Here is a 26,827-nt window from a genome sequence, read left to right on the forward strand (position 1 = left end):
TTGGGGCATAGAGTACCATCTATTTAGGAAAGAAAGTTAGGAGCTTTATTACTATGGAAACCATTCACACGCTCACTCAGTTACTAAAGAATAGCGGTTGCCAATACGACATCTACGACCTAGGTCGTCGTATCCAGAAAATCGACAACACCCTATTCTCTGATGTTGAGCAGGGGAAACAGCCATACCCGTTTCCACTTCAGAAACAAGCTCACTTAGCGATTAGCTACTGGAACGAACACAAGCAACCTTGGATCTGGTTCCTAAAATTCAAACTCGATGAAAGAGGCTTACTGCATCAAGGGGATGTGGGTAATTTTCTTAAGTTTGTTATCGAAGCGATGGGCACACGTTTGAACGGTGATATCAGCGAAGAGCAACAACAAAAGCTGTCTAACAACCCATATACCTTCAAGCCTTCAGAAGACAAAATGGCCGTATTTCATAGCCAAGTAAGAGCAGGGTTAGACCTAGCGACGAGCCAATATTACGAACACGCTCAACACTACTTCACTGGCGACCTAGGTTGGGACAACTGGAAAACCGTTGGTCTTCAAGGCATCACCGATATGTGTGCTCGCTTAGGCAGTCAGCAAAACGGTGTCGCTATTCGCAAGGCATTGAATAAACTGCCATCAGAGCCGCTATACGCAACACTAGGGGCGCTTGAGCACACGCAAATCAATGATAAGCTCGCTCAACGCTTACAAGAGATGGCAGACAATGAGATTAACAGTCAAGAGCCGGATCTGTTCTTACTGTCAGCTTTGGTTCGTGCCCTTTCCGGTGCAGAACAAGGAATCGCGAATAACATCATTAACCAAGTTCTCGCTAGTCCACGCTTAAGCCACCAAGAGGTGTTAATTGGTTTAGCGGGTCGCAGCTGGCACGCACTACAAGATCCAGCGATTGCCGAGCAATTCTTGTTACGTCTCGCACAAACAGGCAACCAAAACCTGTTCAATCAGTTATTTGCAGATTTAGTGATGATTCCGACACTAAGAATGGTATTTTTGCCGTTGTTGAATTCGAACCCATCACCAGAACTCGCAAATGCATTGATTGAGTTACAACAAGCGGCTAAGTCGCAATAAAAACTAGACAGAACAGCTCAGTAGCTCGTAACAACGAGCTCAAAACACAATTGGAATAGAAAGATAAAAGGAAGTATGGACTAGATGATAGATAACTTAGTGGCTATTTTGATGCTGTGCTTCTTTTGCTTTCTGTTTTGGCAGCAGCGCAGGCAATCCGAGCTTGCGAAAGCTGCCATTGCGAGAAAGTGTAAAGAGCTCGACTTGCAGCTATTAAGCGTTGCCTTCAACGGTCATAAACTTAAGATGCGCCATGAACTCACGACCATTTGGCGCTGGCATACTGTGTACCATTTTGAATTTTCGGCATTAGGTGATGACCTATACCAAGGAAAACTGACCATGGTCGGCTTCCGCTCTATGCGGTTTGAGCTACAGCCTCATAGAATGTAACGTCGCAGTGCGCGTTATAGCTATATTCATGATAAGGGCCAAACGAATCTTGTTTGGTTTCCTTAAATTCAAATCCTAGTTTTTCTAATAACTTAATCGATGGGTTGTGGCCGACATTCACAGTCGCAACAACATTCGTTAGGCGCTCTTCAAAACACACCAAACTTAAAAATGGTTTTAGCACCTCACTAGCAAAGCCGCGATTCCAATACTCTTTATCCAAAATAAAGCCAAGCTCATGCCTACCCTCTTCTGATGAAATAAAGACATGCCCAAGATATTCACGGGTTTGGTTGTGGATGATAGCGCGGCAGAAGCCGACGTTGTCTTGCAGTATCTCTTGAAATAAGAACTTCGCAGAGGCAATAGAGTGCGGCCCATTCATTTCAGAACGATTAACGGGGCAGCAATTCAACTTGATAAAGTCGTGTTGTAGCTGTTCGGTATAAGGTACCAACAGCGTTCTTGAGGTTGCTATCGTCATAAAACACTCCTTGTGTTGACCATTAGCAGAAAAGCAGATGTCGCGATCTTAGATAAAAGCTCCTGAATTAAAGAGCCCCCTAGAGAGAAGAAAAGCCTCAGATAAAGAAAAGCCCCGACACCGAAGTGTCAGGGCTAGGGTCTTACTCGCAGCAGTCCGGCTACTAATAAATGCTCCATGCATCATCCATAATAGTGGCTGTAATCCTTCAGCTCTTTCCTTTACTTCGCCGTCCTAGCGGTGTCCAATCATCCTGAAAGCTAACAATCCTAGTTAGCGCACATCACTTGTTCCGTGAGCGGTGTCCTTTACATCGTCCTGATGCTAATCCAACCCTTTAAATCCTAAAGGTGTCCATTGTCATTCCGTTGCAGCTAACTTCCTGTTAACTGACTGTATCCCTACAATGTCCTTACGCTCCATGCTTGACTACTCAATCCTAAGTAACCAAATCTTCATCCTGAAGATAACCAAATCCTTGGTGCTTTCCTGTTCCGTGTCAGAATCCTTCCGACAAGGTTTAATTTACGCGATTTACGATTTGGGACAATAGATTTGCATCACACTTTGAATTCATAAAAGTTGTTAATTATATAAAACAACAAAAAATCAACCACTTAATCATATGCACCTCAATCTCTCTAGCGATGTATTCGTGTTATCTCACAACCTTTGTAAGAGATCTCTCACAAGCTATGGGCGGTTTTATGATTCGCTATCACTCACCAGAGCGAGTAAAATGGCTGAAGACTAAAAATGGAGGTCAACATGCTGACAAAAGATGTGTCTGAAGAGTTGAAATCAGTGCTTGAAGGACTGCAAGCACAAGGGAAAGAGCCTACAGTTGCTTTAGTTAAAGCTCGTATGAGTACATCGGTTCCGATGCCCGCTTTAATCACAACCATCAAGAGCTGGAAAAGCGCGAATCGCGTTCCTAAAGTTGAAGTCGCGACACAAGAAGAGCCAGCACTCGATCGTGTTAGCCAACTGGAAAAGCAAATCCTTGAACTTACCACCCGCGTTGCCACGCTAGAAGCCAAGTTAACGGAACAATAAGTTAACTGAGCAATAAGCTAACAGAGAAATAGAACACTATGAAAATATGGGTTGATGCGGACGCTTGTCCTAAGGTTATCCGAGAAACAATCGTACGCGCAGCTGAGCGCACTGGGGTTGAATGTACCTTCGTGGCAAACCATCTGGTTCCTGTCCCTAAACGCAATAACATCCACTCAATTCAAGTCCCAAGCGGATTTGATATTGCAGATGATGAAATCGTAAAACGCACTGAACCCGGTGATCTCGTGATTACATCCGATATCCCTCTCGCCGATGAAGTGATCACCAAAGGTGGTCAAGCACTTAGCTCTCGTGGCGAGCTCTACACCAAAGAAACCATCAAAGCGCGCCTGAACATTCGTGACTTTATGGATACCATGCGTTCAAGCGGCATCCAAACGGGTGGACCAAGCGCCCTCTCACAGACCGATCGTCGTGAGTTCGCGAATCATCTTGATCGCCTGCTAGCAAAGCGCTAATCATTAAGAAACATTGAGATTCGTTCATAGCCATAACCGTGAACCTGTAGATATGTTTGTCGACATACTCCGTTTTTGTTACTTAACACTTGATACTAAGTGCTACTTTAACGGAGTATTGATGATCCACCTTGTCACCATCTCTTCTTTTTAAATCATCCCAATTTTCTACACTCTTTCAGATCACTTTCCGTGATTGGTACACCATACTTTCGATCAAAAAAAACCTGCACGAAGCAGGCTTTAAAATCTAACAATATGACTTGTACTAACGTTACTACGGCGTGTAGAACGTTGCTGCACCTGGGCCTACTGGAAGACCAAATACGAACACCCATAGGTAGAACAAGATGCTCCAACCGAACATAAAGCAGATTGAGTATGGAAGCATTGTAGCAATCAGAGTACCGATACCAAGGTTCTTCATGTAACGCGTCGCTACAGCAAGAATAAGACCGAAGTAGCTCATCATTGGTGTAATGATGTTCGTCGTTGAATCACCGATACGGTAAGCTGCTTGAATCGTTTCTGGTGCGTAACCAACAAGCATTAGCATAGGTACAAAGATAGGTGCTGTTACTGCCCACTGAGCAGAAGCCGAACCGATCATTAGGTTAATGAAGCCACACATTAGGATAAATGCAAAGAACAACATTGGGCCAGTAAGACCGATATCTTGTAAGAAGCTAGCGCCACCAACAGCGATTACTTGACCAAAGTTAGTCCACTTAAAGAAAGCAACAAACTGTGCAGCAAAGAATACAAGAACAATGTACATGCCCATTGAAGACATAGACGTTGCCATCGCGTTGATCACATCACGATCGTTCTTCATTGAACCGGTAACTTTACCGTAAACAAAACCAGGAATAGCGAAGAATACAAAGATAAACGCAACAATACTCTTCAAGAATGGAGAACCCGAAACCGTACCAGACGCTGAACGTAGAACACCGTCAGCTGGAACGATAGTCCACGCTAGAAGTGCAGAAACAGCCAATACAGCAATACCTGCTAGTTTTAGACCTTTCTTCTCAACATCCGTCAGTCTGCCCATCGAATCATTTGATAAATCTTCAGAAGCTTCTTCGTCGTTGTATTTACCCAACTTAGGTTCAACAATCTTCTCAGTTACAAATGCACCTGTAATCGCGATGAAGAAAGTAGAAACAAACATGAAGTACCAGTTTGACTCAGGACCAACCGTGTAAGACGGGTCAATCATCTGTGCCGCTGTTTCTGTAATACCAGAAAGCAGTGGGTCAACCGTACCGATAAGTAGGTTTGCAGAGTAACCACCTGACACACCAGCGAATGCCGCAGCAAGACCAGCAAGAGGGTGACGACCTAAAGAATGGAAAAGCATTGCTGCTAGTGGAATAAGTACCACATAGCCAAGCTCTGATGCTGTGTTAGAGATAATACCTGCAAACACAACAGTTACTGTAACCATACGCTTAGAAGCACCCATTACCATGCCACGCATTGCAGCAGATAGTAGACCTGAGTGTTCAGCAATCGCTACACCAAGCATAGCAACAAGTACAGTACCTAGTGGAGCAAAACCAACAAAGTTCTTAACTAAGTTAGTCACAATAAGTTGTAGACCTTCTGCGTTAAGCAGACTTACAACGTGGATCATGCCGTCAGCAGCACGACCTTTAGCACCTTCTGGTCGAGGGTCCATAACAGACACTTCGAAGTAACCAGCAATACCTGAAGTAACGAGGATTGCTAAGCAGAAGATTGCGAAAAGAGTGATTGGGTGGGGTAATAGGTTCCCCAAATATTCAACGCCATCTAAAAAGCGAGTAAAAATAGGTTTTTTAGGCGAATTGTTTTTTATTGAAGCTGATGAACTCATCAGTTCCCTCCTTGTAGTGATTCCTGTGCAATTGTGACAAAGATGTTTAAATTGCCCGCGCAGATTACTCGACAAAAGGGTCAATTAGAAATCGTAAATGTTACAAAGTGTGTAATAAACCATTCTTTTTAACTTAATAAAAACAAAAAATTAGCAAATAACTCCGATTAAAGTATAAAAGTTAGGTTTATAATTGGTATGGATGCATTCGTTCGGTTTATGCTTGCGCTTGTAAGCTATTGATAAAGTGACAAATAAGAAACAACGTACGCTAAGTGAGCACATACTCTCCTGCAAAGTTCCTCTCGAAGGAAAAGAAAAACAGACAAATGAATGAAGTTTGACTTTCCCCTCGTTTTTACACTCATGTCACATCAAATTGACTGACTATTTTTGAACCGCTTTGAATCTCGGGTTGGATTTACAGATGACATAGAGACGACCTCTACGCTTTACTATTTGGCAATCTGGGTGACGGCTTTTCGCACTTTTCAGTGATTTCACAACTTTCATTCTATTTAGCTCCCTTACCTAATTGACCAAAACGACGAGTGAAGTTCGCAACGCGTCCCTCTTTATGTAGCACTCGCTGTTTACCCGTATAGAAAGGATGCGACTTTGACGACACCTCAATCGTGAAGTAAGGATAAGTATTTCCGTCTTCCCATTCGATAGTGCGATCTGTTTTCAATGTTGATCCGATTAAGAAGTACTCATCGACACTGGTGTCATGAAAAACCACGGGGCGGTAATCAGGGTGGATATTCGGTTTCATTGTATTTCCCTTAAATAACTAACTTGATATGTTATAACATATCAAATGATAATTATTATCAAAAGAAAAACAAGTGATTTTATGATATTTTTCCGTCTTAACTGAAACCAGAGAACACCTTGCTATGTACACCATTGAACCTGTTGGCTTTATTGAGTCTCCTTATAAAGAGAAGTTCGCTGTGCCAAGACAGCCTAGGTTAGTACCCACTTCTACCTCAAGAGTCAGGCTAGTTGAAGCAGCGAACTGCCTTGAGTCTGTTCGTGATATTGAACAATTTAGTCATGTGTGGTTGTTGTTTTTGTTCGATAAGAACCTTGAAGCAGGATGGAAACCAACCGTGAGGCCACCTCGCCTTGGCGGGAACGAACGTATTGGTGTATTCGCGTCTCGTGCCACATTCAGACCGAATGGAGTGGGTATGTCCGCGGTTGAGCTCAAAGGTGTATCTCAAGAAAAGGGACAAACTTGGTTGGACTTGGGCAGTGTTGATCTCGTTGACGGCACACCGATCATCGACATCAAACCTTATATCCCCTACTCGGATTCAATTCCCGATGCACTAGGAGGGTTTGCCGCCGATGAACCTGAAGTGCTAGATGTGAACTTCTCGCAGCAAGCCCAAAGTAAGCTCGCAAACCACCCACAAGCACGCCATATCATTCAGGTGATCAAAGAAGTATTAGGCCAAGATCCTCGCCCTGCCTATAAGAAAGGTAAGCCTGACAATAAGGAATATGCGGTAAATTTGTTCGATCTTAACGTGAAATTCGTGGTTGAAACGCTTTTCATCAATGTAACTGACATTGAACGCTTTTGAGATCCCAAATAGGCTGATATTATATGCGGCTATATCAGATTTGCTGTGGTTACGAACGACAGCAAGTTTTCTTTTATCAATGATGAAACGGATACCATAGAATGCGTACCAGTAACTACCTTCTTTCTACTCTGAAGAGACTCCAAACGACGCAGAAGTTATCAGCCACCAGCTGATGCTACGTGCAGGTATGATCCGTAAGCTAGCTTCAGGTTTATATACTTGGCTACCTACTGGTCTACGTGTACTGCGTAAAGTCGAAAATATCGTTCGCCAAGAGATCGATAATGCAGGTGCCGTTGAAATCTTGATGCCCGTAGTTCAACCGTTTGAGCTTTGGGAAGAGACTGGCCGTTCTGAAAAGATGGGTCCTGAGCTACTTCGTTTCACAGACCGTCATTCTCGTCCATTTGTTCTTAGCCCAACAGCAGAAGAAGTGGTAACGAGCCTAGTACGTAACGAGATCAGCTCTTACAAACAGCTACCTCTAAACCTGTACCAAATCCAGACTAAATTCCGTGATGAACGCCGCCCTCGTTTTGGCGTAATGCGTGCTCGTGAATTCTCTATGATGGATGCGTACAGCTTTGATATCGATAAAGAAGGCTTAGAAAAGTCTTACCAAGCGATGCACGATGCTTACTGTAAAGCATTTGACCGCATGGGCCTTGAGTACCGTCCAGTATTAGCAGACTCTGGCGCAATCGGTGGCAGCGGCTCTCAAGAATTCCACGTTCTTGCTGAAAGCGGCGAAGACCTAATCGCATTCTCTTCAGAATCTGATTACGCAGCGAACATCGAGAAAGCAGAAGCACTAGCTCCAACGACTGAAGCGGCAGCGCCAACTCAAGAGATGGAACTGGTTGATACGCCAAACGCAAAAACAATCGCAGAACTTGTAGAGCAACACGGTTTAGCAATCGAGAAGACAGTTAAGACTCTATTCGTTAAAGCTTCTGATGAAGTAAATGCAGACATCATCGCGCTAATCATCCGTGGTGACCACGAGCTTAACGAAGTGAAAGCAGAGAACCTTCCACAGGTTGCTACTCCACTAGAGATGGCTTCTGAAGAAGAAATCCGTGCACTTGTTGGTGCAGGTCCTGGTTCACTTGGCCCTGTTGGTCTAGAGCTACCATTCATCGTTGACCGCTCTGTTGCTGTAATGAGCGACTTCGGTGCTGGTGCAAACGTAGACGGTAAGCACTACTTCGGTATTAACTGGGGTCGTGACGTTGAGCTTGCTCAAGTTGAAGACCTACGTAACGTAGTTGAAGGCGACCTTAGCCCATGTGGTCAAGGTACCATCCAACTTAAGCGCGGTATAGAAGTTGGTCACATCTTCCAACTAGGTAATACTTACTCTAAAGCAATGAACTGTAACGTGCTTGGTCCTGATGGTAAGAGCGTAATCCTAGAAATGGGTTGTTACGGTATCGGTGTTTCACGTGTTGTTGCATCTGCTATCGAGCAAAACCACGATAAATTCGGTATCACTTGGCCAGACGCACTAGCACCATTCCAAGTTGCTATCGTACCAATGAACATGCACAAATCTGAGCGCGTTAAAGAAGCCGCTGAGAAGCTATACGCTGAATTAACGGCTATGGGAATCGAAGTACTATTTGATGACCGTAAAGAGCGCCCAGGTGTTATGTTTAAAGATATCGAGCTAGTGGGTATCCCTCACACTATCGTCATCGGTGATCGCAGCATGGACGAAGGTAACTTCGAATACAAAAACCGTCGTACTGGTGATAAAGAAGCAATCGCTATGGACACGGTTATCGAGCACCTTACAGCTCAACTAGCTTAGTAATCCGATTACTCGCTAGATATACATTGAAAGGCTGCCATTAGGTGGCCTTTTTTGTGCCTGTCGTTTCTCTTCAAACTCCCTTCTATTTATCACCAGAGTAAATAACGTAAGTTAATCCCCTGTTCATCTTTAAATCCGTATATTGGTTCATCAACTCTTTAGACACGATTACATTGGAGGTATCGATGGATATCAAAAGCTTACTTAACCAAGCACTTAAGTCAGATCTCGTAAAACAAGGTACTCAGAAGCTTTCCCAAGGCTCTTCAAGTTTAAGTGGCCTAACTCAAGGCGGCAGTGGTAAGAATATCAACAAAAGCACGCTCGGAGCCTTCGGCGCTGGCGCAGTGGGCGGCGGACTCTTAGGTGCGTTAATGGGCTCTAAGAAAACCAATAAAATGGGTAAGAAAGCCGCTGGTATTGGTGGCGCTGCGGCACTTGGCGCACTCGCTTACAAGGTCTATAACGACTATCAGTCTAAACAAGGCCAAGCACCGAATTCCGAACAAGCTCAATTTGATGAGACCGATTCAAACCATAGCGTACTGATTCTAAGATCAATGATTGCTGCGTCCAAAGCTGACGGGCATGTTGATGAAGAAGAGATGGCTAAGATTGAACAAGCCGTCGAGAACATGGGCGCCGATTATCAGCTGACTAAATTGGTGTCTGAAGAATTGCACAAGCCACTCGATCCAAGCGAAATTGCTCAATTAGCAACGTCACCTCAACAAGCGAGTGAGATCTACTTAGCCTCTTTGATTGTAGCGGATGAGCAGAACTTTATGGAGAAGGCTTACCTCAAAGAGTTAGCAAAGCAGCTCAACTTAGCTGATGAGGTCACTTATCAGCTTGAACAGCAGATCTCTAGTTAAGCGGTAATTATCAGGCGAATCAGTAAATATCACGCTAAGTAACAAGTTAGCAAAGTGATACATTGAGCATCAACAGAATGAGATATTGAGCAAGAACAAACTAACTCGGAACTTAGTCAGATCCACTTTGTTTTTGCTTATCTCTATGTGTATATTGAGATCAGTTATCATTTGGTTAGGTATAAAAATGAAAGTATACGATTGTTGTGATTTGGTGCGTGAACTGTATTCTCAAATTGGCAGTGGCGACCAAGGCTATATCCCTAAAGCGATCACCTGCGCGGTAAAAACATTGAACGACCTTGCTGCAGATGAATCTCTTCCTAAAGAAGCAAGAGATCGTGCTGCATTTGCCGCAGCGAATCTACTGATCTCAGATTTCGAGGACTAATATGAACCTCGCTAACTTTGAAAAGATGGATCCTGTGATGTTGATGAGCATCGTCAACATGAAACTGCGTGACGATTTCGGCGGTGACTTGGATCGAGTAGTCAACTTCTATGAAATCGACAAAGCGGCATTGACTGCAAAACTTGCGTCTGCCGGTTTTGAGTTTCTTCCTGAAGCAAAACAGTTTCGATAATCATTTAGAACAAACTTAAATTTTAAAGACCAACCTCTGTGTTGGTCTTTTTGTTTCTAGGGCAGGCTAAACACGAATAAACTTATTATAAATTATCTGTTTGTACCTATACTTTTATATCCTAGAGTCAGCCAACACTCCTTGAATCAAAGCGTGTTGTTGTATAGGCTACTCCAAACAGCATATAAAACTCATCACCAAATTCGATGATATCGAAGGACTAACAATGAAAAGACTCGGACTTTTAGCCGTTATCGCAGCCGTATTTACCGCAGGTTGTGCTTCAAATACTCAACAAGACAACTTCCGTGAAGCCTCTTTTGAGCTGTGTAATACTGAAGTCGATATCTACTCTGTAAGCCATGATGAAAGAGTACGTATCGTCTGCTCTGACGGCTCTAAATTTGCCTTAAACAGTGAAGATACGCTAGAAATTATGCGCGATATCAACATCGACTATTGTGATGGCGAAGGCTTAGGTAAATTCAACGAAAGCCGTCACTACTACTCTTTCAAGTGTAAGTCAGGCACCCTACTTAGCATTAAAAAGTAGAAGCTACACAAGAAAGCGATAAAGCAATAAAGGGTTGATGTGAAAGCATTAACCCTTTTTAGTACCTGCCTTTCTGTATTCTCAGATAACCTAAATCTCATACCTACAGATACAAAAAAGGCCCCAATACAGGAGCCCTTCAAATCGTATGTTTCAATCAAATAGATTTAGTTCAAGGAAAAGGCACGGAGTTTTCAGCACCTTTCCCTAAAACAAAAAGGGACTCAATGAGCCCCTTTAAAAGTACTTTTCAAAGTAGTCGTTTGAAATTCTAGGAGAGCACGCGGAGCTTACGGATGTAAGTGAGCATGCTCGACAACGAAGTTCAAATTACTACGCAGAAAAATTATGCGTAAACAGGTAGACGCTTACAGATATTTAGTACTTTCGCTTTAGTTGCTTCGATAACAGACTCATCACCCATGTTATCTAGGATGTCACACATCCAACCTGCTAGCTCTTTCGCGTCTGCTTCTGAGAAACCGCGACGAGTGATAGAAGGAGAACCGATACGGATACCAGAAGTAACGAACGGGCTACGTGGATCGTTTGGTACTGAGTTCTTGTTAACTGTGATGTTAGCTGAACCCAGTGCTGCATCTGCTTCTTTACCTGTGATGTCTTTGTCGATTAGATCAACTAGGAACAGGTGGTTCTCTGTAGAACCTGAAACGATGTTGTAACCGCGAGCTAGGAATTCAGCAACCATTGCTTTTGCGTTAGCCACTACGCGAGCTTGGTATTCTTTAAACTCTGGTTCTAGAGCTTCTTTGAACGCTACTGCTTTACCAGCGATAACGTGCATTAGAGGGCCACCTTGGCCACCTGGGAATACTGCTGAGTTTAGTTTCTTGTAAAGATCTTCGCCTTCGTTAGAAAGGATAAGACCACCACGAGGACCAGCAAGCGTTTTGTGCGTTGTTGTTGTAACAACGTGAGCGTGTGGAACTGGGTTAGGGTAAACACCTGCAGCGATAAGGCCAGCAACGTGCGCCATATCTACGAAGAAGTAAGCACCTACTTTGTCAGCAATTTCACGCATGCGCGCCCAATCACAAACTTGAGAGTAAGCTGAGAAACCACCGATGATCATCTTAGGTTTGTGCTCGATAGCTAGCGCTTCCATCTCTTCGTAATCGATTTGACCTGCTTCATCGATACCGTAAGGGATGATGTTGTAAAGCTTACCAGAGAAGTTTACTGGAGAACCGTGAGTTAGGTGACCACCGTGCGCTAGGCTCATACCTAGAACAGTATCGCCAGCATTCAGTAGTGCCATGTATACAGCGTTGTTTGCTTGAGAACCTGAGTGAGGTTGTACGTTCGCGTATTGAGCGCCAAACAGTTCACATGCACGTTCGATTGCTAGAGTTTCAACTTTATCTACGAACTCACAACCACCGTAGTAACGCTTACCAGGGTAGCCTTCAGCGTATTTGTTTGTAAGTTGAGAACCTTGAGCTTCCATTACACGTGGGCTTGTGTAGTTTTCTGAAGCGATAAGTTCGATGTGCTCTTCCTGACGAAGAGTTTCTTCTTGGATAGCTGCGAATAGGTCCGCATCGTAATCAGCAATGTTCATGTCACGCTTAAGCATCTGTATCTCCTGACTCAGATTGTACTGAAAGTTTCAAAAAAACCACACAACGACCGAAAGCAAACGTTTCCGTCACCGTTTTGATGTGACGCATTCTACATAATTTGATCTAGGTCATAAAGAGCTAATTGCAATTTTATCATGCAGTTTTTTCATAATCACAAATAAGATTCATCATGGTTATTGAGCTTATCCAACCAAAGATGACGCTTACTGTCAATTTTACGCTTTACACCCTGTAAAACGCAGATTACATAGGTTTACCTTAATTTTGCACCTCAAGCTACCGAAAGCTAAGGTTTTTCTCTACTATGCACGCCTTTATTGGTTAGGTAATTATAAAAACGATGGAAAAACACTCACGTAAAGAAGATTGGGTAGCCATTCTTACTGGCACGTTTTTAGTGGCGTTAGGCGTCTTCTTTTTACAGTCAGCAAATCTGCTTACCGGTGGTACTACTGGCTTGGCTCTGCTTTTGAGTCAATTCTTACCTGTAACCTTTGGTATTTTGTACTTTGTTGCCAACTGTCCATTCTATTTATTAGCTTGGAAACGATTTGGTCGTCACTTCGCAATAAGCAGTGCCATCTCTGGATTTTTAGTGTCTGTATTTGCCGACCATTTATACTTGGTGATTTCGTTAGACGTTCATAATGAAATTTACTGTGCAGTCGCTGGCGGCTTATTAATGGGCTTAGGCATGTTGATCTTGTTCCGTCATCGCTCGAGCTTGGGTGGCTTCAACGTATTGTGTCTGTTCATTCAAGATCGCTACGGTATCTCAGTAGGCAAAACCCAAATGGCCATTGATGCCTGTATTCTGTTTGCATCCTTCTTCTTTGTATCACCTTGGGTGATTGCCGTATCTGTATTAGGCACCGCAGTATTGAACATCGTATTGGCAATGAACCACAAACCAACTCGCTACTCGGTGAATTACGCGTCTTAATACCAATTCCCCTATGAATTACTAGCTGTTTTTAATAACAAAAACAGCTAGAATTTAGGTTTTATAAACCGTCGCCTTTTCTATGCAAGATTACCTCTCTAGCGCCAAAGACCAACAAGCCTCTATTTATATTGAAGGTTTGGAATTCAACCCCAACACACGAGTCTTTAGCTGCGACGAGCAGGTCATTGATTTAGAACCTCGTTCTATCGAGCTCTTAGAGTTATTTCTTACCAGCGTTGGTCAGCCGCTCTCTGCCGAGTACATTATTGAATCTATATGGCAAAGTAGCTTCATTTCCAAAAATGTTCTGACAAACCGAATCAGTACCTTACGTTCAATACTTCAAAAACATTTGCCTAATAGCGATGCGACCAAAATACTGGTGACTTACCCGCGCAAGGGCTACTTCCTTAACCCTAGCTCGGTTAGCTTTTCCACGGTTCCCCCTGAAACCGCAGCGGATGATGCCACAATAGAACCTCCAACCAGACAAAAAGGATTTGCCTCCAATCCAGTTAACCCCTGGCTTGTTGTAGTGTCTTTGGCTTTGCTGATCAGCACTGCGGTAATGGGTTATATGCTTTGGCAATCTTCGACTCGAGCCTCCGAAGTTGAACGCGACCAACGATTGATTCCTAAGGTCGAACTCCTCCTGAATCGATTGGATGCCATTGGTGATAATTCCAGAAAATACCGAAAAGTCGTAAAAGCATTATTACTTCAACAGCAGATTGAATACGCCTACACCGATCTTGCTAACCAAGATGCGCCAAGCTACTTCCTTGACCCTATTGATAGCTCTCCCTTCTTTCCGGGCGCAAAGAACATGCGTACCAGTGATTACCTGCTTAACATTCAGCTCAAAGATCAAGAAGTGGACAAACGCCTTATCGCAAAGATAAGCCTGATTTACCCAAACTCAGGGAAGCTCGCATTTGGTGGTGTTTACTCTATTGATGTCAATAATATCAGCAGCAGCCTTATGGAGATCAACCGAGAGCTAGCTAACTACTTTGCACTGCCAGCACCATTACCACCAGAATGGTCAGTCGACAATGCCGAAGTCAGCGAATTGCTAAGTGGAAAAGCCATAGCGCTGGATGGCATCAAGCTCAATACCATGACGTCGACTCTGATTGCGCGTCAACTTGCGCTATTTGAAACAGATCAGAAGAAGCTCGTCGCGTTCACTAACCTTGTTCAAACTCGTTTTAACCGACTACCAGACGAACTGAAGCTGTGGCTTGGTATCATTCATTTCAAACTAAGAGACCTGCAAACCGCAAAAGAGCTTCTGACCAATACCTCAGGCAACTCTACGATCGAAAATGCGTTGGTTTATATGATGGTTTCTCACATTGCTTATAAGCAAGACAACATGGAGAAGTTCCGCCTGAACTACATGGAGTCTCTGGTTGCGTTATTAAGAGTGGTTCCATCCGAAGATCTATTCGCTCGACTATCCAAACCTGAATCAAAATCGACCTGCCTACAACCTTGGAAGAGCTTAAAGCTAAGCGTTAAAGAGCCTCTGATCATAAAGCAGTGGGAAAACTTAATGCTTAACTACTGCACCGCAGTCGGGCAACAATTCTCAAAGGAAAACAAAAAAACCTTTCAGATAAATAACTTAAATATAAATTAAGATCTTATGTGACTTCGTTTTTTGCCCTATTCACTCCTCAAACAATAGCATTCCTAAAAACATCGGGCCCACCAAGGGCTTCCAACTTTAGGAATGTTCAACATGAAAAAAACAATGACGCTGCTAGCAACCTCTCTCTTTGCTCTCTATGGTTGTGGCGGCGGAGGCGGCTCTTCTTCTGGTTCAACAGATGGTAACAAAGGTCCAAACAATCAGGTTGATTACCCTATTGAGAGCTCTGCATTTGCCCCTAAATCAGAAACAACATTAGGCTACTCATTTACCAAAGATGGTCAGACTGAAGGCGTGATGATAATGAGCTTCACACCTGTAAGCGGTGAACTCATCATTGCTGGTTTAAAAGAAGAGACAGGTAATGAAGCGGTAGTTCAAGTTATCAACGACCTAATCAATTACGGCATCACCGAATTTTATGTTTCTGAAGACATCATGACGAATGCTGAAGGTACACAAGAAGACGGCAGCATTTATTTTGCAGGCCCCGACCGTGGGTTACACGAAATCACCAACGCTTACTTCATTGGTAGCCAATACATCACAAGAATGATGTACAGCAGCCCAATGTTCCGTTTGAAAGGAACAGACGTAAAAGAGAGCAACCCGATCATTGATATCAGTGAGGAAACCGTTTCGTTACAAGTCACGTTAGATGGCGAAGCAGTCGCTAACATGCTGAATGACTTTGAAGATCACTCGTGGGTAGCAAGCCTTCCAACTGACGCCTCGTGCCGAGTCACATGGCAACAACAGATTGAAGAAACAGGTGTACGTAAGAGTTTCAAGATCTCTGATAAATTAATCGAAGCTGCGAACCTAACAGAGAAAAACACCTACAACATCAACTGTGAAGGCATGGATTCCGCAGAATTTGGCACATCATCAGAGCGCTGGTTCAACCCAAGTATCGGCTTAATTGAACATATTGAATTGATGTCTGTAGAGCAATCTACTATTGAAGAATCAGCAGCGATACTGACCTCAATTAGCTAGCCTTGACTTAGATTCACTAAACCTAAACTTGACCGCGAAACCGCAAACAATAAAAAAGGCTTTGGGGAGCACTCCAAAGCCTTTTAACAGCCGAATCCTTTAAGGGGAATAAGAATCAAGCCGATTGAAATAAAAACAAGGCTAACCTTCGATCAAGAGAATGCGAGTCTCGTAAGGTCGCAAAACTTGATGATGAGACGCCACTAAACTCTCGCTCACTTGATAATTAGACAACAAGCTCTTAGCCTTCGCCATCTCAAAACGTTCAGGTAAAACGCATTCAGCCTCTTTACCATAGTAGTTGTTAATGCACAGCAGAGTTTGTTCTTCACTCTCACGAACATACGCAAAAATGGATGGATGCTCAGGCAGTAGGTCTTGATAGCTACCATGAGTAATCACCGGCACTTCTTTACGCAATTCAATCAAACTCTTATAGAAATAGAAGACCGAGTCTTTATCTTCAAGCGCTTGCTCAGCATTGATCTCAGTGTAGTTATTCGAAACATCTAACCATGGCTGTGATAGCGAAAAGCCAGCGTAAGGCTCACTGTTCCATTGCATTGGTGTACGAGAGTTATCACGAGATTTCTGCGCTAAAATCGCCATCATATCTTCATGAGTAACACTGTCACGGTTAACCATGATGTCGTACATATTGGTACTCTCTACATCACGATACTGGCTGATCTCGGTGTAACCCGGGTTAGTCATGCCAATCTCTTCACCTTGATAGATATAAGGTGTGCCTTGCATCATATGCACAGAAGCAGCCAACATTTTAGCCGATTCAACACGATATTGTTGATCGTTACCTAAGCGGCTCACGACTCTTGGTTGGTCGTGGTTACACCAGAATAGTGCGCCCCAACCTTTTCCGTTCAAGCCAGTTTGCCAGTGGTTAAAGATCGACTTGAGCTGTAAGAAATCGAAGGGAGCGTTGGTCCATTTCTCACCATTGGAGTAATCGACCTTAAGGTGGTGGAAGTTAAACACCATCGATAGCTCGCTGTTATCAACGTTTGAATACTGCTGACAATGCTCCAACGTGGTTGAAGACATCTCACCTACGGTCACGCTACCATATTTCTGGAATACCGCTTCGCTGATCTCTTTTAGATATTCGTGCACACGTGGGCCATCGGTATAGAAACGACGACCATCACCAATATCATCATTAGAGAAATCTTGCTGCTTTGAAATCAGATTAATGACATCAAGGCGGAAACCATCGACGCCCTTCTCTGCCCAGAAGCTGATAACGTCTTTTACTTCTTCGCGTACAACCGGGGTCTCCCAGTTGAGGTCGGCCTGTTCTTTCGCAAATAGATGTAAGAAATACTGACCAGTGGCTTCATCCATTTCCCATGCATTACCACCGAACTTAGACTGCCAGTTGGTTGGTGCTTGACCGTTTACTGGGTCTTTCCAGATGTAATAATCACGGTATGGGCTGTTTTTGTCACCCAGTGCAGACTGAAACCATGCATGCTCTGTTGAAGTATGGTTGACCACAATATCCATCACGATGCGAATGCCACGTTGGTGCGCTTCAGACAATAATAAGTCGAAGTCTTCCATAGTGCCGAATTGAGGGTTAATCGCGTAGTAGTCTGAGATATCGTAACCATTGTCGATCATGGGTGACGCGTAAACTGGGGTTAGCCAAATCGCATCTACACTCAAATGTTTGAGGTAATCCAGTTTCGAAATGATCCCTTTGATATCGCCAGTACCCTTACTGCCACTGTCGCAGAAGCTCTTTGGGTAGATTTGATAGATGGTCGCGGTTTTCCACCAGCTTTCATCATGTTCAGTCATCGCCATCTCTAACACTCACTTACCAGAAAATATAAAATAAAAATCACCATGCAAATCATGGTCGAATAGCCGTTATAACTGAGAGAAAAAGCTATAACTAAGAGAAAAGCGATGACTCAATTGAATCATCGCTTGTTAAATGCATTACGCGTTGGCGGTTTCTAGCTCGCCTTTCATCTGTGCTCGTTTATAGAAGAACAATGTCAGCGTTATCGGCAGTACAACCGCCACCAGCATCGCGACTAAGTAAATCGACCAATATTGAGGTTGAATCGATAAGATGCCCGGCAAGCCACCAACACCGATACCATTCGCCATCACACCTGCACTACCACAGATTGCAGCCGCTGCGGCACTGCCGATCATTGCGCTCAGCATTGGGAATTTGTATTTAAGGTTGATGCCGTACATCGCTGGTTCCGTCACACCTAAGTACGCAGAGATTGCCGCAGGTACCGAGATGTCTCGTTCGCCTTCGCGCTTACTCAAAATGATGATGCCGACAACCGCTGAAGCTTGTGCAATGTTTGATAGCGCAATCAAAGGCCAGATTGGTGTGCCACCTAAGTCTTGCATCAGTTGTAAGTCCACAGCGTTGGTTGTGTGGTGAATACCCGTAATAACCAAAGGTGCGTATAGGAAGCCAAAGACCACTGAACCAAGAACCGCGAAGTCACCTGTCATTGCCACTTTGGCAGTGAATGCCACACCATCACCCAACATACGACCGAATGGGCCAATAAAGGCGTGAGCCAGAATCACAGACAAGATGATCGAGACAAATGGCACGACAACTAGGTACAGATAAGAGGGTACAATGCGCTTAAGGTTGGTCTCAATGAAAGCCAGAGCCACGCCCGCTAACATCGCAGGGATCACCTGAGCTTGATAACCGACTTTCTCAATCACGAACAAACCAAAGTCCCACACCTCAGGTACCGATTTACCTATCATGTAAGCGTTCATCAATTGTGGGGAAACCAAGGTCACACCGAGCGTGATACCCAAAATAGGGGTTCCGCCGAGTTTCTTAACCGTTGCCCAACACACACCAACCGGTAGGAAGAAGAAGATCGCTTCGCCAATCAACCACAAGAAAGAATGAACGGTAGCCCAGAATTGGCTTATCTCAACCAAGGTTTTGCCGTCGAACATGCGAATGTCGCCAATCACATTACGGAAACCAAGAATCAAACCACCCGTAATAATGGCAGGTAGCAGTGGTACGAAAATTTCGGCTAAATGGGAGATACCACGCTCAAGGAAGTTCATGTTCTGGCGAGCCGCTAGTTTCGCCTCATCTTTTGATGATGCATCTTTACCGGTTTGCTCAATAAGAAGGGCGTACACCTCATCAACCTCGGTGCCAATAACCACTTGAAATTGACCTGCGTTAGTAAAGCAGCCTTTTACCAGCTTAAGCTTCTCCAATTCTGCTTTGTTCGCTTGTTCCGTATCATTCAATACAAAACGCAGTCGAGTCAGACAATGGCTGACACTCGCAATATTCTCTTTGCCACCGACTAACTCGATAAGACGCGCAACGTCTTGCTTCGCTATCTTACTCATACTACCCCACCCTGGTTTCATTCAATTACTCATCTAAACCATGCAGCGATAACCACTCGGATTTAGACTTATGGGAACATTCCCAATCACGATTATTATAATGCCCACATGAATGATAAATTAAAATGGGAACAGTCCCATTAATTGAAAGAGATCACACTCTAATTTTAATCTAAGCGGTTCAATTTCGCTTGATTGAGTGGATTATAGAATAGGTGATTGAGTGTGATGAGAGATCTCTGCATTACCTAAAAGCTGAGAGATCAATAAATTAGCGGCCAACTTACCCGCAGATTGATACCCAGGATCAATACTAAATACTCGCGGGAACAAGAAAGAGAGAAGATCATTGCCACCAACACCGGTCACCACCACATCTTCACGTTGTAGTTCTTGCAGACGTTTGATTACACCAAGAGCCAATGTGTCACTGGCACACACAATCGCTTGAGTTGTAGGAGTCAGTACCTCATCCACCAGCTGATAAGCACTTTCATGATGAAGTTGACCAGTACGATAGTTGGCAATCACTCCAGCGCTTTCACACCAATCTAGATAGGCCTTAAGACGCAGTTCACCGGTTGATTTGTCGCTAGGATCAACGCCAATGAAACCAACCTCAGAGATTTCCTGCTCTGCTAGATGCGTTAACGCACTATTGATCACCTGTTGGTTATCATAGTTAATCGACGTCACGTTCTCGGTATCCAGAGCAATCACCACCGCTTTGTGTTCCCAAGCTTCGATTGCAGGAATATCACAGTCAGTAAAGCCAAACACAATGATGCCATCTACATTGCGGCGCTTGAGAACCTGAAGGTGCTCATTGGCTTTTTCTCTATCTAGCTGGCTTTCCATGATCACCACATCATAATCCGCTCGATACAACTCGGCCAGCATCGTACTTACCGCTTTGTTTTCAGAAGGAGAGTCCAGACGAGAGATGATGACACCGATGACTTTTTGACTGCCACCACGCATCGACTGCGCAGACTTCGAAGGCGTGTACCCAGATTCTTGAATTACTCTTTCCACCCTTTCACGGGTTTCAGGTTTTACTTTGGGATCATTGGTCAGAACGCGAGATACGGTAGACTTACCAACACCGGACAGCTTAGCAATATCGAGAATAGTGAGTTTTTTGCTCATAAAAAGTCTGACGTTAAAGGGAAGAGAAAGAAAAAGTGAGGGCGAACTCCCTCACTTAACTGTTTGTAAATCCTAGTAGATAACTATGACCTACTTTCGGCAGTTTTTATAGACGACACGACCAAATTCTAGACGTGCGTTGTCACCTTTAGTGCGTAAAGTGACGCTATTGATCAGTTCAGAGGTTCCATCATCTAAGATGTACTTCGTTCCTGAACCTGCCGCTATTTGAGTTAGGCGATATTCATTCTCTGGCAAACGTAATACCGCTTTTTCATTACCAAGGTAAGCGACCTTAAATGAAGCGTCAGACTCACATTGATAAGTCACGAATTGATCGTCCGAGACTGCACCATCAAGCGCCGCGGATTTAGAACACCCGACTAACGCTACCGTACATAGAGATGCTGCCAACAATGCTTTCATACTGCGTTCCTCATCTTTATATAGTTAACGGCGCTGATATCTTATTGATAGGTTAGCACCCCAGTTGACTGGTTAGAACCCACGTAATAAGTAAGCCTGTTAACGGTAGGAAAATGTATCAGCCTTTCAGGAAAGCTGGTACATCTTTAATGCTATCTAGCACGACACTGGCAAGTGCCTCACCCTTTTCAGTCACGGGTTTACCGGTTCTCACCAATACTCTGGTACCAACACCAGCGGCTTCTGCGGCCATCATGTCTTCAGCTTTATCGCCAATCATGACAGAGTTAGCCATATCAATTTTGAGAAAGTCACGCGCAGAAATGAACATACCAGGTTTAGGCTTACGACATTCACAATCTTGCTTGTAGTCGCCAATGCCGTGTTCAGGGTGATGAGGACAGTAATAGATACCATCTAACTCAACGCCATTATCGACAAAGTTCCAATCCATCCACTGCGTCAAAGAAAGAAAACGATCTTCGCTAAACTTGCCACGAGCAATACCAGATTGGTTGGTCACAAGTACCAATAAATAGCCCATATCTTTAAACGCTTTTGCCGCTTCAAACACACCATCGATGTATTCAAAGTCATGCTCATCATGTACGTAGCCATGATCAACGTTAATCACACCATCACGATCTATAAAAACAGCAGGTTTAGACAAAATTTAGTTCTCTATCAACTCTCTATTAATCATTAATTATTACACGCTTTATTTGCTTCATCACTATCTATTTAGTTTTGCGTTCGTTAACGATTTGTTTCTACCTTAGCAACACAATCGACGTTTAGCCGTCTAGACGTAAAAATATCTATTGACTTAGATCATAGAACACCATAGCATCGTCTGTAAATCGAGCGAGCTATCGACATATTATTCTGTTCCACCTGCACGGGTTTCTCTATGATTAAAGTGAATCAAGTCAATAAGGTTTTTTATCAAGGCACTAAAGAAATCAATGCCTTAATTGATATCAACCTCCACATACCTCAAGGTCAAATCTTTGGAGTCATCGGCTCTTCAGGTGCAGGCAAAAGTACCCTTATCCGTTGTGTAAACATGTTGGAAGCTCCAACATCAGGTGAAGTGATTGTTGACGGTATCGACCTGACAAAACTCAGCAAATCAGAACTTAGCGAAGCACGCCGTAACATCGGCATGATATTCCAACACTTCAATCTGCTGTCTTCTCGTACTGTATTTAACAATGTAGCACTGCCTTTAGAGCTTGCTGGTAAAGATAAAGCTGCGATTGAAGCGAAAGTGAGTGAACTACTTGAGCTTGTCGGCCTATCGGATAAGCGTGATACCTACCCTGCGAACTTAAGTGGTGGTCAAAAGCAGCGTGTCGCGATTGCTCGTGCGCTAGCTTCAGACCCGAAAGTACTACTGTGTGATGAAGCGACCAGTGCTCTGGATCCAGCAACGACTCAATCTATTCTTGAGCTGCTACGTGAAATCAACCGCAAGCTACACATCACGATCCTACTTATTACGCACGAGATGGACGTAGTTAAGAGCATTTGTCACGAAGTCGCAATCATTGGCGGTGGCGAGCTAGTAGAGAAAGGTACAGTTGGCGACATATTCGCACACCCTAAGACAGAGCTAGCACATCAGTTTATTCGCTCAACGCTAGACCTATCTATCCCTGAAGATTATCAAGCGCGTTTTCAAGAAACTCGTGTTAACAGTAGCTACCCATTAGTACGTCTTGAGTTTACTGGTGCAACGGTTGATGCTCCGCTGATGACGCAAATTGCTCGTAAATTCAATATCGATGTCAGCATCTTAAGCTCTGACCTCGATTACGCCGGCGGCGTGAAGTTCGGCATGATGGTCGCTGAGCTGTTCGGTAACGAAGCCGATGATAATGCTGCTATCCAATTCCTACGCGACAACAATGTAAAAGTAGAGGTGCTTGGTTATGTCCTTTAGTTTCAACGAGATTGCTGACTGGATCAGCCTTAACGGCAACCTTCTATTGGAAGCAACAGGCGAGACACTTTACATGGTTGCTGTTGCTGGCATCGTTGGTTTCGCTGTCGGTATTCCATTAGGCGTTATTCTACACACGACTAAAAAAGGTGGCCTGTTAGAGAACACCAAGCTAAACAAAATTCTTGGTGCGGTTGTGAACGTGGGCCGTTCTGTGCCTTTCTTAGTATTGATGGTAGCGATCATCCCTCTCACTAAGATGCTGATTGGTACCTTCATCGGAACAACCGCAGCGATTGTTCCGCTGACGATTGGTGCTATCCCATTCGTAGCTCGACTTATCGAGAGTGCACTACTTGAAGTACCAACAGGTCTAGTGGAAGCAGCTCAGTCAATGGGCGCAACACCCACACAAATCATCAATAAGGTTCTGCTTCCTGAAGCACTGCCGACTATCATCAACTCAGTGACGATTACGCTAGTGACTCTTGTGAGTTACTCGGCAATGGCTGGAACTGTGGGTGGTGGTGGCCTAGGTGATGTCGCGATTCGTTACGGATTTCACCGCTACGATGTGACCATTATGGCAGTAACAGTCGTCATGTTGATTGTGCTAGTACAAATTATTCAATCAATCGGTGATTCATTAGTTCGCCGCGTTGACCACAGATAACGACTTACAGACCAAAATCAAAGTCGTCTGAACCAAATTAAATAGATTTATTAAAAGGAGATTATTATGAAATTTAACCTTAAAGGTTTACTTACTATTGCAGCAGCAGCTTCAGCGCTAGTACTAGCAGGTTGTGGTGATAAAGAAGTCGATACTTCTAAGATCAAAGTTGGCGTAATGGCAGGTGCAGAAGCACAAGTTGCTGAAGTAGCAGCTAAAGTCGCGAAAGAGCAATACGGCCTGGATGTTGAACTGGTCACTTTTACGGATTATGTAACACCTAACGCAGCGCTAGATGATGGTTCTATCGACATCAATGCATTCCAACACACGCCGTACCTAGATCAGCAAGTTGCTGACCGTGGTTACAAGCTAACGGTCGCAGGTAACACTTTTGTTTACCCTATTGCAGGTTACTCTAAAGAAGTTAAATCGGTAGACGAAATCCAAGATGGTGCTCGTATCGCTGTACCAAACGACCCAACAAACCTAGGTCGTTCTCTACTGCTTCTTGAGCAGCAAGGTTTACTTGAACTTCGTGAAGGTGCAGGTCTTCTAGCTACCGTTCGTGACATCGTTGGTAACCCTAAGAACCTAACGATTGTTGAACTAGACGCAGCTCAACTGCCACGTTCTCTTGATGATGTAACTTTATCTATCATCAACACTACTTACGCGAGCTCTATCAACCTGACTCCACAAAAAGATGGCGTATTCGTTGAAGACAAAGATTCTCCATACGTGAACCTAATCGTTTCTCGTGAAGACAACCTAAATGCAGAAAACGTACAAAACTTCGTTAAAGCATATCAAACTGAAGAAGTGTACAACGCAGCTTCTGACATCTTCCAAGGTGGCGTAGTTAAAGGTTGGTAAATTAAGGCTGATAATTAACGTGTAATACAAAAAAAGCTGATACCTTCTGTATCAGCTTTTTTTTAACTTATTCTTCTATCATCGCCTGTAGTATGGGTTTTATTGAAAGAGCTGTTTCTACATGATCAGTATCTTTTATTATGACCTTAGCACCATGCTCTCTGAGAAATGAGGTTTCAGCCTCCGTCAATGCCCCAACTTGCTCATCCGACGCTGCGTAAACATATATAACATTTCTCATATCGAGACCTTTTAGGGTCTCAGAATAACGATTGTATGCTAACCCTGCAGATAGTTTAGCCATGTTGATATCGGTGTAAAGACCATCCCCCCCCATTCCCGCTTCCTGCGCTGAAAAGTCGACTATAGTATTGTTATCTTCAAACCCCACCATGCGTCCACCTGCAAACTCAGTCCATACTTCACTTGGCATATCTAACCGTCCGACCATCAAGAGATAACCATCAGCAACATTACCTTGAGTTGCTAGCGACTCTTGAACCATAAACGCACCAAATGAAGCACCTACGACATAAACACGCTTGCCGCTATCTTTAAATTTGTTAATGGTTTCCGATAACCACAAAACACTTTGCTTATCCGCTTCTTTAGCGTCCTCGAATGTGATTTCTCTAGATTCAAAATCACTACCAGGCTTAGTTTGAGTTTGATGGACGTTCAATAGCATATAACGACCCAAATCTAACCAAGAAAACATTTCTCGAAGGAAGTTTCGTTCTAAATCAGGGAAAGCACCACCCTGTGCGTTAATGATAACCACCTCTGAACTCTCGTTACCATACGACTCAAAATTTTCCGAATCCAAATTAATCTGTTCCCACTTTGAAAAAGAACAACCAAAGAGCAAAACCACAGATAACGATAAAAAAATATTGAATATTTTAATTTTGTTCATAAAAATAAGCTCTCAAAGTTTTAGCATTAAAAATTACCCTATAACAATAAACTCATGTTCCATTTAAATGGTTCTAAAGTTCATAGGCCCAACTCATAAAAAATGAACGATGTCTATTTAAGATGATCCCAAGAAATGTTGGATACCAGATGGCAATCATCACACTTGAAATAGAAAATATCGTGGATTGGCGCATCTAACAGCCATTCACCACCACATTGTGGGCATTTGCGCTCTTTTTCATCTTTCAGGCTGATCCCACCGACACGATATAAGTAGTAGTAAGTTGGAATCTTAGTCAGAAATTCAATGCGCCCTCTTAGACCCCAACCGCGTTTAAACAACACACTCTTAGTATCACTGATCTCGGTTAGCGTTGCATGTTCAGCACGGCAACCACCACCCATTTGCACTTCATCACAGGCTTGCCATTCGGTCTGCCATTTCAGTACGGCTTTATGATCGCCATTAAATGTCGGCGGGTTACGATATAGTGGAATAGGCAACAAGCTGTCGCCACTGCGCAGCGGTGAACAGGTATGCACGAACGTCGTGTACAACACTTGCCAGCTCGGCGTTTCATCTTCGGCTACTTCTTCGGAGTTAAGATCTCGGCCAAGCAGACGCATCTTAGGCGCTAATAAACTCGCCGCAGATAAGCGCTCGAAACAGACTTTGACGAAGTCTGAATGATTACGTGGGTGTAAGCTATCTTGCTCCGGACACACAACGCGAACATAGAATTCACCGTCACCCATCACGATTGGAAACTCACGACCTAACACTTGTCCGTTATAACGAAGTGCATCCATTAAGCCATTAACCGCCTTATCGACAGCGCTTACCGTTGTGTTATCAAAACACTCAAATTGAAGTTCTAGTACGTACATCTATTTATACCGCTGGTTGTAGCTTTTCTAAAAATTCTGCCAATGTCTCGGCTAGTACATCACGATTTTTGGTGCCTAAGCGCTCTAGGATTACGTTACCCGTTAGGTTACAGATAGAGATAACATCCAGTTCAGCATCAGTCGCGGCAATGAAAACCGTTGGTTTTAGCTTCAAACGACGCTGAGTCACTAGGTGTCCTAAGATGTTTTCTTGTAGGCATTCGAAATCTTCATCACTCCAAATCTGTAACAGAGTCAGTTCGTTACCATCAAAAGTCGCGTTCATATCCGCACTAAATTGTGCGCCGTAGAAAGTCTTGACGTCTTCATGCAGAGTCAACTCAATACCCGTTTCAACATTGGTGAAATCTGCGAATTGCTCACGTGGATAGTGTTTCCACAACACGGCATCACCACTCTTTTCTTCTACGCATGGCGATACGATGTCCACTAACTCCTCATTACGAGGTAAGCTTTGGTGTTGCTGCTGCCACGCGTCAACGTATCGCTGACTGAAAGAAAGTAGTGCGTCTTGAGCGCGTTGAGTCATGAAAATC

General features: G+C 43.8%; 28 protein-coding genes and 1 pseudogene. 16 read left to right on the top strand and 13 right to left on the bottom strand.

Going from position 1 to position 26,827, the window contains the following annotated elements:
* Positions 1 to 53: 53 nt before the first annotated feature.
* Together MED222_RS09100 and MED222_RS09095 are read left to right on the top strand one after the other, a co-directional pair.
* A complete protein-coding gene (locus tag MED222_RS09100) occupies positions 54 to 1,094 on the top strand; it encodes a DUF3549 family protein (RefSeq protein WP_009847425.1) in 1,041 nt (346 codons plus the stop codon).
* 84 nt (positions 1,095 to 1,178) lie between these two features.
* Positions 1,179 to 1,487 carry a DUF3301 domain-containing protein gene (locus tag MED222_RS09095; protein WP_009847426.1) on the top strand — a complete coding sequence of 103 codons (309 nt, stop codon included), beginning with the start codon at positions 1,179 to 1,181 and terminating at the stop codon, positions 1,485 to 1,487.
* Here MED222_RS09095 and MED222_RS09090 read toward each other — a convergent pair.
* Complete coding sequence (locus MED222_RS09090) at positions 1,453 to 1,971, bottom strand: GNAT family N-acetyltransferase (protein WP_009847427.1); 519 nt, start codon at positions 1,969 to 1,971, stop codon at positions 1,453 to 1,455. The genes MED222_RS09095 and MED222_RS09090 overlap by 35 nt on opposite strands.
* Before the next feature lie 768 nt (positions 1,972 to 2,739).
* Here MED222_RS09090 and MED222_RS09085 point away from each other — a divergent pair.
* Both MED222_RS09085 and MED222_RS09080 read left to right on the top strand, forming a co-directional pair.
* Complete coding sequence (locus MED222_RS09085) at positions 2,740 to 3,027, top strand: hypothetical protein (protein ID WP_009847428.1); 288 nt, start codon at positions 2,740 to 2,742, stop codon at positions 3,025 to 3,027.
* A 38-nt stretch (positions 3,028 to 3,065) separates the two neighbouring features.
* Positions 3,066 to 3,509 carry a YaiI/YqxD family protein gene (locus tag MED222_RS09080; protein WP_009847429.1) on the top strand — a complete coding sequence of 148 codons (444 nt, stop codon included), beginning with the start codon at positions 3,066 to 3,068 and terminating at the stop codon, positions 3,507 to 3,509.
* A 277-nt stretch (positions 3,510 to 3,786) separates the two neighbouring features.
* Here the strand turns inward: MED222_RS09080 and MED222_RS09075 are convergent, their stop codons facing one another.
* The 3 genes from MED222_RS09075 to MED222_RS09070 all read right to left on the bottom strand — a co-directional run bounded on the left by MED222_RS09075 (position 3,787) and on the right by MED222_RS09070 (position 6,148).
* On the bottom strand, positions 3,787 to 5,373 hold the full coding sequence (locus tag MED222_RS09075; RefSeq protein WP_009847430.1) for an AbgT family transporter: 1,587 nt from the start codon (positions 5,371 to 5,373) through the stop codon (positions 3,787 to 3,789).
* A 387-nt stretch (positions 5,374 to 5,760) separates the two neighbouring features.
* Positions 5,761 to 5,886 carry a type B 50S ribosomal protein L36 gene (ykgO, locus tag MED222_RS22020; protein WP_009847431.1) on the bottom strand — a complete coding sequence of 42 codons (126 nt, stop codon included), beginning with the start codon at positions 5,884 to 5,886 and terminating at the stop codon, positions 5,761 to 5,763.
* 1 nt (position 5,887) lies between these two features.
* Positions 5,888 to 6,148: a type B 50S ribosomal protein L31 gene (locus MED222_RS09070; RefSeq protein WP_009847432.1), complete on the bottom strand. Its 261-nt coding sequence runs from the start codon at positions 6,146 to 6,148 to the stop codon at positions 5,888 to 5,890.
* Positions 6,149 to 6,272: 124 nt separating this feature from the next.
* Here MED222_RS09070 and tsaA point away from each other — a divergent pair, with 124 nt between their 5' ends.
* The 6 genes and pseudogenes from tsaA (at position 6,273) to MED222_RS09040 (ending at position 10,799) form a co-directional block, all read left to right on the top strand.
* A complete protein-coding gene (gene tsaA / locus MED222_RS09065) occupies positions 6,273 to 6,968 on the top strand; it encodes a tRNA (N6-threonylcarbamoyladenosine(37)-N6)-methyltransferase TrmO (protein ID WP_009847433.1) in 696 nt (231 codons plus the stop codon).
* 101 nt (positions 6,969 to 7,069) lie between these two features.
* A pseudogene (locus MED222_RS09060) lies at positions 7,070 to 8,784 on the top strand (proline--tRNA ligase).
* 188 nt (positions 8,785 to 8,972) lie between these two features.
* A complete protein-coding gene (locus MED222_RS09055; RefSeq protein WP_009847435.1) occupies positions 8,973 to 9,662 on the top strand; it encodes a tellurite resistance TerB family protein in 690 nt (229 codons plus the stop codon).
* Between the two features lie 187 nt (positions 9,663 to 9,849).
* Positions 9,850 to 10,053, top strand: coding sequence for a YaeP family protein (locus tag MED222_RS09050; RefSeq protein ID WP_009847436.1), 204 nt, complete (start codon positions 9,850 to 9,852; stop codon positions 10,051 to 10,053).
* 1 nt (position 10,054) lies between these two features.
* The gene (locus MED222_RS09045) at positions 10,055 to 10,246 is read left to right on the top strand and encodes a DUF4250 domain-containing protein (protein ID WP_009847437.1); all 192 of its coding nucleotides are present in this window, start codon (positions 10,055 to 10,057) and stop codon (positions 10,244 to 10,246) included.
* A 226-nt stretch (positions 10,247 to 10,472) separates the two neighbouring features.
* Positions 10,473 to 10,799, top strand: coding sequence for a hypothetical protein (locus tag MED222_RS09040; protein ID WP_009847438.1), 327 nt, complete (start codon positions 10,473 to 10,475; stop codon positions 10,797 to 10,799).
* A gap of 346 nt (positions 10,800 to 11,145) precedes the next feature.
* Here the strand turns inward: MED222_RS09040 and glyA are convergent, their stop codons facing one another.
* Positions 11,146 to 12,396: a serine hydroxymethyltransferase gene (gene glyA / locus MED222_RS09035; protein WP_009847439.1), complete on the bottom strand. Its 1,251-nt coding sequence runs from the start codon at positions 12,394 to 12,396 to the stop codon at positions 11,146 to 11,148.
* Between the two features lie 347 nt (positions 12,397 to 12,743).
* On the opposite strand from glyA, the gene MED222_RS09030 reads away from it, so the two are divergent.
* The 3 genes from MED222_RS09030 (at position 12,744) to MED222_RS09020 (ending at position 16,005) form a co-directional block, all read left to right on the top strand.
* A complete protein-coding gene (locus MED222_RS09030; protein ID WP_009847440.1) occupies positions 12,744 to 13,346 on the top strand; it encodes a YitT family protein in 603 nt (200 codons plus the stop codon).
* An 82-nt stretch (positions 13,347 to 13,428) separates the two neighbouring features.
* Positions 13,429 to 14,994: a winged helix-turn-helix domain-containing protein gene (locus MED222_RS09025; RefSeq protein WP_009847441.1), complete on the top strand. Its 1,566-nt coding sequence runs from the start codon at positions 13,429 to 13,431 to the stop codon at positions 14,992 to 14,994.
* A 102-nt stretch (positions 14,995 to 15,096) separates the two neighbouring features.
* Positions 15,097 to 16,005 carry a hypothetical protein gene (locus MED222_RS09020; protein WP_009847442.1) on the top strand — a complete coding sequence of 303 codons (909 nt, stop codon included), beginning with the start codon at positions 15,097 to 15,099 and terminating at the stop codon, positions 16,003 to 16,005.
* Positions 16,006 to 16,146: 141 nt separating this feature from the next.
* Here MED222_RS09020 and treC read toward each other — a convergent pair whose 3' ends face one another.
* From treC to gmhB, 5 genes are all read right to left on the bottom strand, one after another.
* Positions 16,147 to 17,832: an alpha,alpha-phosphotrehalase gene (gene treC / locus MED222_RS09015; protein WP_009847443.1), complete on the bottom strand. Its 1,686-nt coding sequence runs from the start codon at positions 17,830 to 17,832 to the stop codon at positions 16,147 to 16,149.
* A 138-nt stretch (positions 17,833 to 17,970) separates the two neighbouring features.
* Entirely contained in the window at positions 17,971 to 19,395 is a 1,425-nt protein-coding gene (gene treB / locus MED222_RS09010) for a PTS trehalose transporter subunit IIBC (RefSeq protein ID WP_009847444.1), read from the bottom strand.
* A 204-nt stretch (positions 19,396 to 19,599) separates the two neighbouring features.
* On the bottom strand, positions 19,600 to 20,544 hold the full coding sequence (gene treR / locus MED222_RS09005; protein WP_009847445.1) for a trehalose operon repressor TreR: 945 nt from the start codon (positions 20,542 to 20,544) through the stop codon (positions 19,600 to 19,602).
* A 90-nt stretch (positions 20,545 to 20,634) separates the two neighbouring features.
* Positions 20,635 to 20,970 carry an MliC family protein gene (locus tag MED222_RS09000; RefSeq protein WP_009847446.1) on the bottom strand — a complete coding sequence of 112 codons (336 nt, stop codon included), beginning with the start codon at positions 20,968 to 20,970 and terminating at the stop codon, positions 20,635 to 20,637.
* A 118-nt stretch (positions 20,971 to 21,088) separates the two neighbouring features.
* Positions 21,089 to 21,640, bottom strand: coding sequence for a D-glycero-beta-D-manno-heptose 1,7-bisphosphate 7-phosphatase (gene gmhB / locus MED222_RS08995; protein WP_009847447.1), 552 nt, complete (start codon positions 21,638 to 21,640; stop codon positions 21,089 to 21,091).
* 240 nt (positions 21,641 to 21,880) lie between these two features.
* Between gmhB and metN the strand changes: the two genes are divergently transcribed.
* From metN to MED222_RS08980, 3 genes are all read left to right on the top strand, one after another.
* Complete coding sequence (metN, locus tag MED222_RS08990; RefSeq protein ID WP_009847448.1) at positions 21,881 to 22,915, top strand: methionine ABC transporter ATP-binding protein MetN; 1,035 nt, start codon at positions 21,881 to 21,883, stop codon at positions 22,913 to 22,915.
* Positions 22,905 to 23,588, top strand: coding sequence for a methionine ABC transporter permease (locus tag MED222_RS08985; protein ID WP_009847449.1), 684 nt, complete (start codon positions 22,905 to 22,907; stop codon positions 23,586 to 23,588). Before metN ends, MED222_RS08985 begins: the two co-directional genes overlap by 11 nt.
* Positions 23,589 to 23,654: 66 nt before the next feature.
* Positions 23,655 to 24,464 (top strand): MetQ/NlpA family lipoprotein, encoded by an 810-nt coding sequence (locus MED222_RS08980; RefSeq protein WP_009847450.1) that lies wholly within the window; start codon positions 23,655 to 23,657, stop codon positions 24,462 to 24,464.
* Between the two features lie 67 nt (positions 24,465 to 24,531).
* Here MED222_RS08980 and MED222_RS08975 read toward each other — a convergent pair whose 3' ends face one another.
* The 3 genes from MED222_RS08975 to syd form a co-directional block, all read right to left on the bottom strand.
* Positions 24,532 to 25,380: a hypothetical protein gene (locus tag MED222_RS08975; protein WP_009847451.1), complete on the bottom strand. Its 849-nt coding sequence runs from the start codon at positions 25,378 to 25,380 to the stop codon at positions 24,532 to 24,534.
* 113 nt (positions 25,381 to 25,493) lie between these two features.
* Positions 25,494 to 26,270, bottom strand: coding sequence for a Zn-ribbon-containing protein (locus tag MED222_RS08970; protein WP_009847452.1), 777 nt, complete (start codon positions 26,268 to 26,270; stop codon positions 25,494 to 25,496).
* Positions 26,271 to 26,274: 4 nt separating this feature from the next.
* The gene (gene syd, locus MED222_RS08965) at positions 26,275 to 26,820 is read right to left on the bottom strand and encodes a SecY-interacting protein (protein WP_009847453.1); all 546 of its coding nucleotides are present in this window, start codon (positions 26,818 to 26,820) and stop codon (positions 26,275 to 26,277) included.
* Positions 26,821 to 26,827: the final 7 nt, after the last annotated feature.

The organism is Vibrio sp. MED222, assembly GCF_000153005.1.
GTDB classification, from domain to species: Bacteria; Pseudomonadota; Gammaproteobacteria; order Enterobacterales; family Vibrionaceae; genus Vibrio; species Vibrio tasmaniensis_A.

What these genes read in the sequence shown, in the direction of transcription:
- MED222_RS09100 (WP_009847425.1), top strand. Translation starts at nt 54, where the DNA reads ATGGAAACCATTCACACGCTCACTCAGTTACTAAAGAATAGCGGTTGC.
- MED222_RS09095 (WP_009847426.1), top strand. Translation starts at nt 1,179, where the DNA reads ATGATAGATAACTTAGTGGCTATTTTGATGCTGTGCTTCTTTTGCTTT.
- MED222_RS09090 (WP_009847427.1), bottom strand. Translation starts at nt 1,971, where the DNA reads ATGACGATAGCAACCTCAAGAACGCTGTTGGTACCTTATACCGAACAG.
- MED222_RS09085 (WP_009847428.1), top strand. Translation starts at nt 2,740, where the DNA reads ATGCTGACAAAAGATGTGTCTGAAGAGTTGAAATCAGTGCTTGAAGGA.
- MED222_RS09080 (WP_009847429.1), top strand. Translation starts at nt 3,066, where the DNA reads ATGAAAATATGGGTTGATGCGGACGCTTGTCCTAAGGTTATCCGAGAA.
- MED222_RS09075 (WP_009847430.1), bottom strand. Translation starts at nt 5,373, where the DNA reads ATGAGTTCATCAGCTTCAATAAAAAACAATTCGCCTAAAAAACCTATT.
- ykgO (WP_009847431.1), bottom strand. Translation starts at nt 5,886, where the DNA reads ATGAAAGTTGTGAAATCACTGAAAAGTGCGAAAAGCCGTCACCCAGAT.
- MED222_RS09070 (WP_009847432.1), bottom strand. Translation starts at nt 6,148, where the DNA reads ATGAAACCGAATATCCACCCTGATTACCGCCCCGTGGTTTTTCATGAC.
- tsaA (WP_009847433.1), top strand. Translation starts at nt 6,273, where the DNA reads ATGTACACCATTGAACCTGTTGGCTTTATTGAGTCTCCTTATAAAGAG.
- MED222_RS09055 (WP_009847435.1), top strand. Translation starts at nt 8,973, where the DNA reads ATGGATATCAAAAGCTTACTTAACCAAGCACTTAAGTCAGATCTCGTA.
- MED222_RS09050 (WP_009847436.1), top strand. Translation starts at nt 9,850, where the DNA reads ATGAAAGTATACGATTGTTGTGATTTGGTGCGTGAACTGTATTCTCAA.
- MED222_RS09045 (WP_009847437.1), top strand. Translation starts at nt 10,055, where the DNA reads ATGAACCTCGCTAACTTTGAAAAGATGGATCCTGTGATGTTGATGAGC.
- MED222_RS09040 (WP_009847438.1), top strand. Translation starts at nt 10,473, where the DNA reads ATGAAAAGACTCGGACTTTTAGCCGTTATCGCAGCCGTATTTACCGCA.
- glyA (WP_009847439.1), bottom strand. Translation starts at nt 12,396, where the DNA reads ATGCTTAAGCGTGACATGAACATTGCTGATTACGATGCGGACCTATTC.
- MED222_RS09030 (WP_009847440.1), top strand. Translation starts at nt 12,744, where the DNA reads ATGGAAAAACACTCACGTAAAGAAGATTGGGTAGCCATTCTTACTGGC.
- MED222_RS09025 (WP_009847441.1), top strand. Translation starts at nt 13,429, where the DNA reads ATGCAAGATTACCTCTCTAGCGCCAAAGACCAACAAGCCTCTATTTAT.
- MED222_RS09020 (WP_009847442.1), top strand. Translation starts at nt 15,097, where the DNA reads ATGAAAAAAACAATGACGCTGCTAGCAACCTCTCTCTTTGCTCTCTAT.
- treC (WP_009847443.1), bottom strand. Translation starts at nt 17,832, where the DNA reads ATGGCGATGACTGAACATGATGAAAGCTGGTGGAAAACCGCGACCATC.
- treB (WP_009847444.1), bottom strand. Translation starts at nt 19,395, where the DNA reads ATGAGTAAGATAGCGAAGCAAGACGTTGCGCGTCTTATCGAGTTAGTC.
- treR (WP_009847445.1), bottom strand. Translation starts at nt 20,544, where the DNA reads ATGAGCAAAAAACTCACTATTCTCGATATTGCTAAGCTGTCCGGTGTT.
- MED222_RS09000 (WP_009847446.1), bottom strand. Translation starts at nt 20,970, where the DNA reads ATGAAAGCATTGTTGGCAGCATCTCTATGTACGGTAGCGTTAGTCGGG.
- metN (WP_009847448.1), top strand. Translation starts at nt 21,881, where the DNA reads ATGATTAAAGTGAATCAAGTCAATAAGGTTTTTTATCAAGGCACTAAA.
- MED222_RS08985 (WP_009847449.1), top strand. Translation starts at nt 22,905, where the DNA reads ATGTCCTTTAGTTTCAACGAGATTGCTGACTGGATCAGCCTTAACGGC.
- MED222_RS08980 (WP_009847450.1), top strand. Translation starts at nt 23,655, where the DNA reads ATGAAATTTAACCTTAAAGGTTTACTTACTATTGCAGCAGCAGCTTCA.
- MED222_RS08975 (WP_009847451.1), bottom strand. Translation starts at nt 25,380, where the DNA reads ATGAACAAAATTAAAATATTCAATATTTTTTTATCGTTATCTGTGGTT.
- MED222_RS08970 (WP_009847452.1), bottom strand. Translation starts at nt 26,270, where the DNA reads ATGTACGTACTAGAACTTCAATTTGAGTGTTTTGATAACACAACGGTA.
- syd (WP_009847453.1), bottom strand. Translation starts at nt 26,820, where the DNA reads ATGACTCAACGCGCTCAAGACGCACTACTTTCTTTCAGTCAGCGATAC.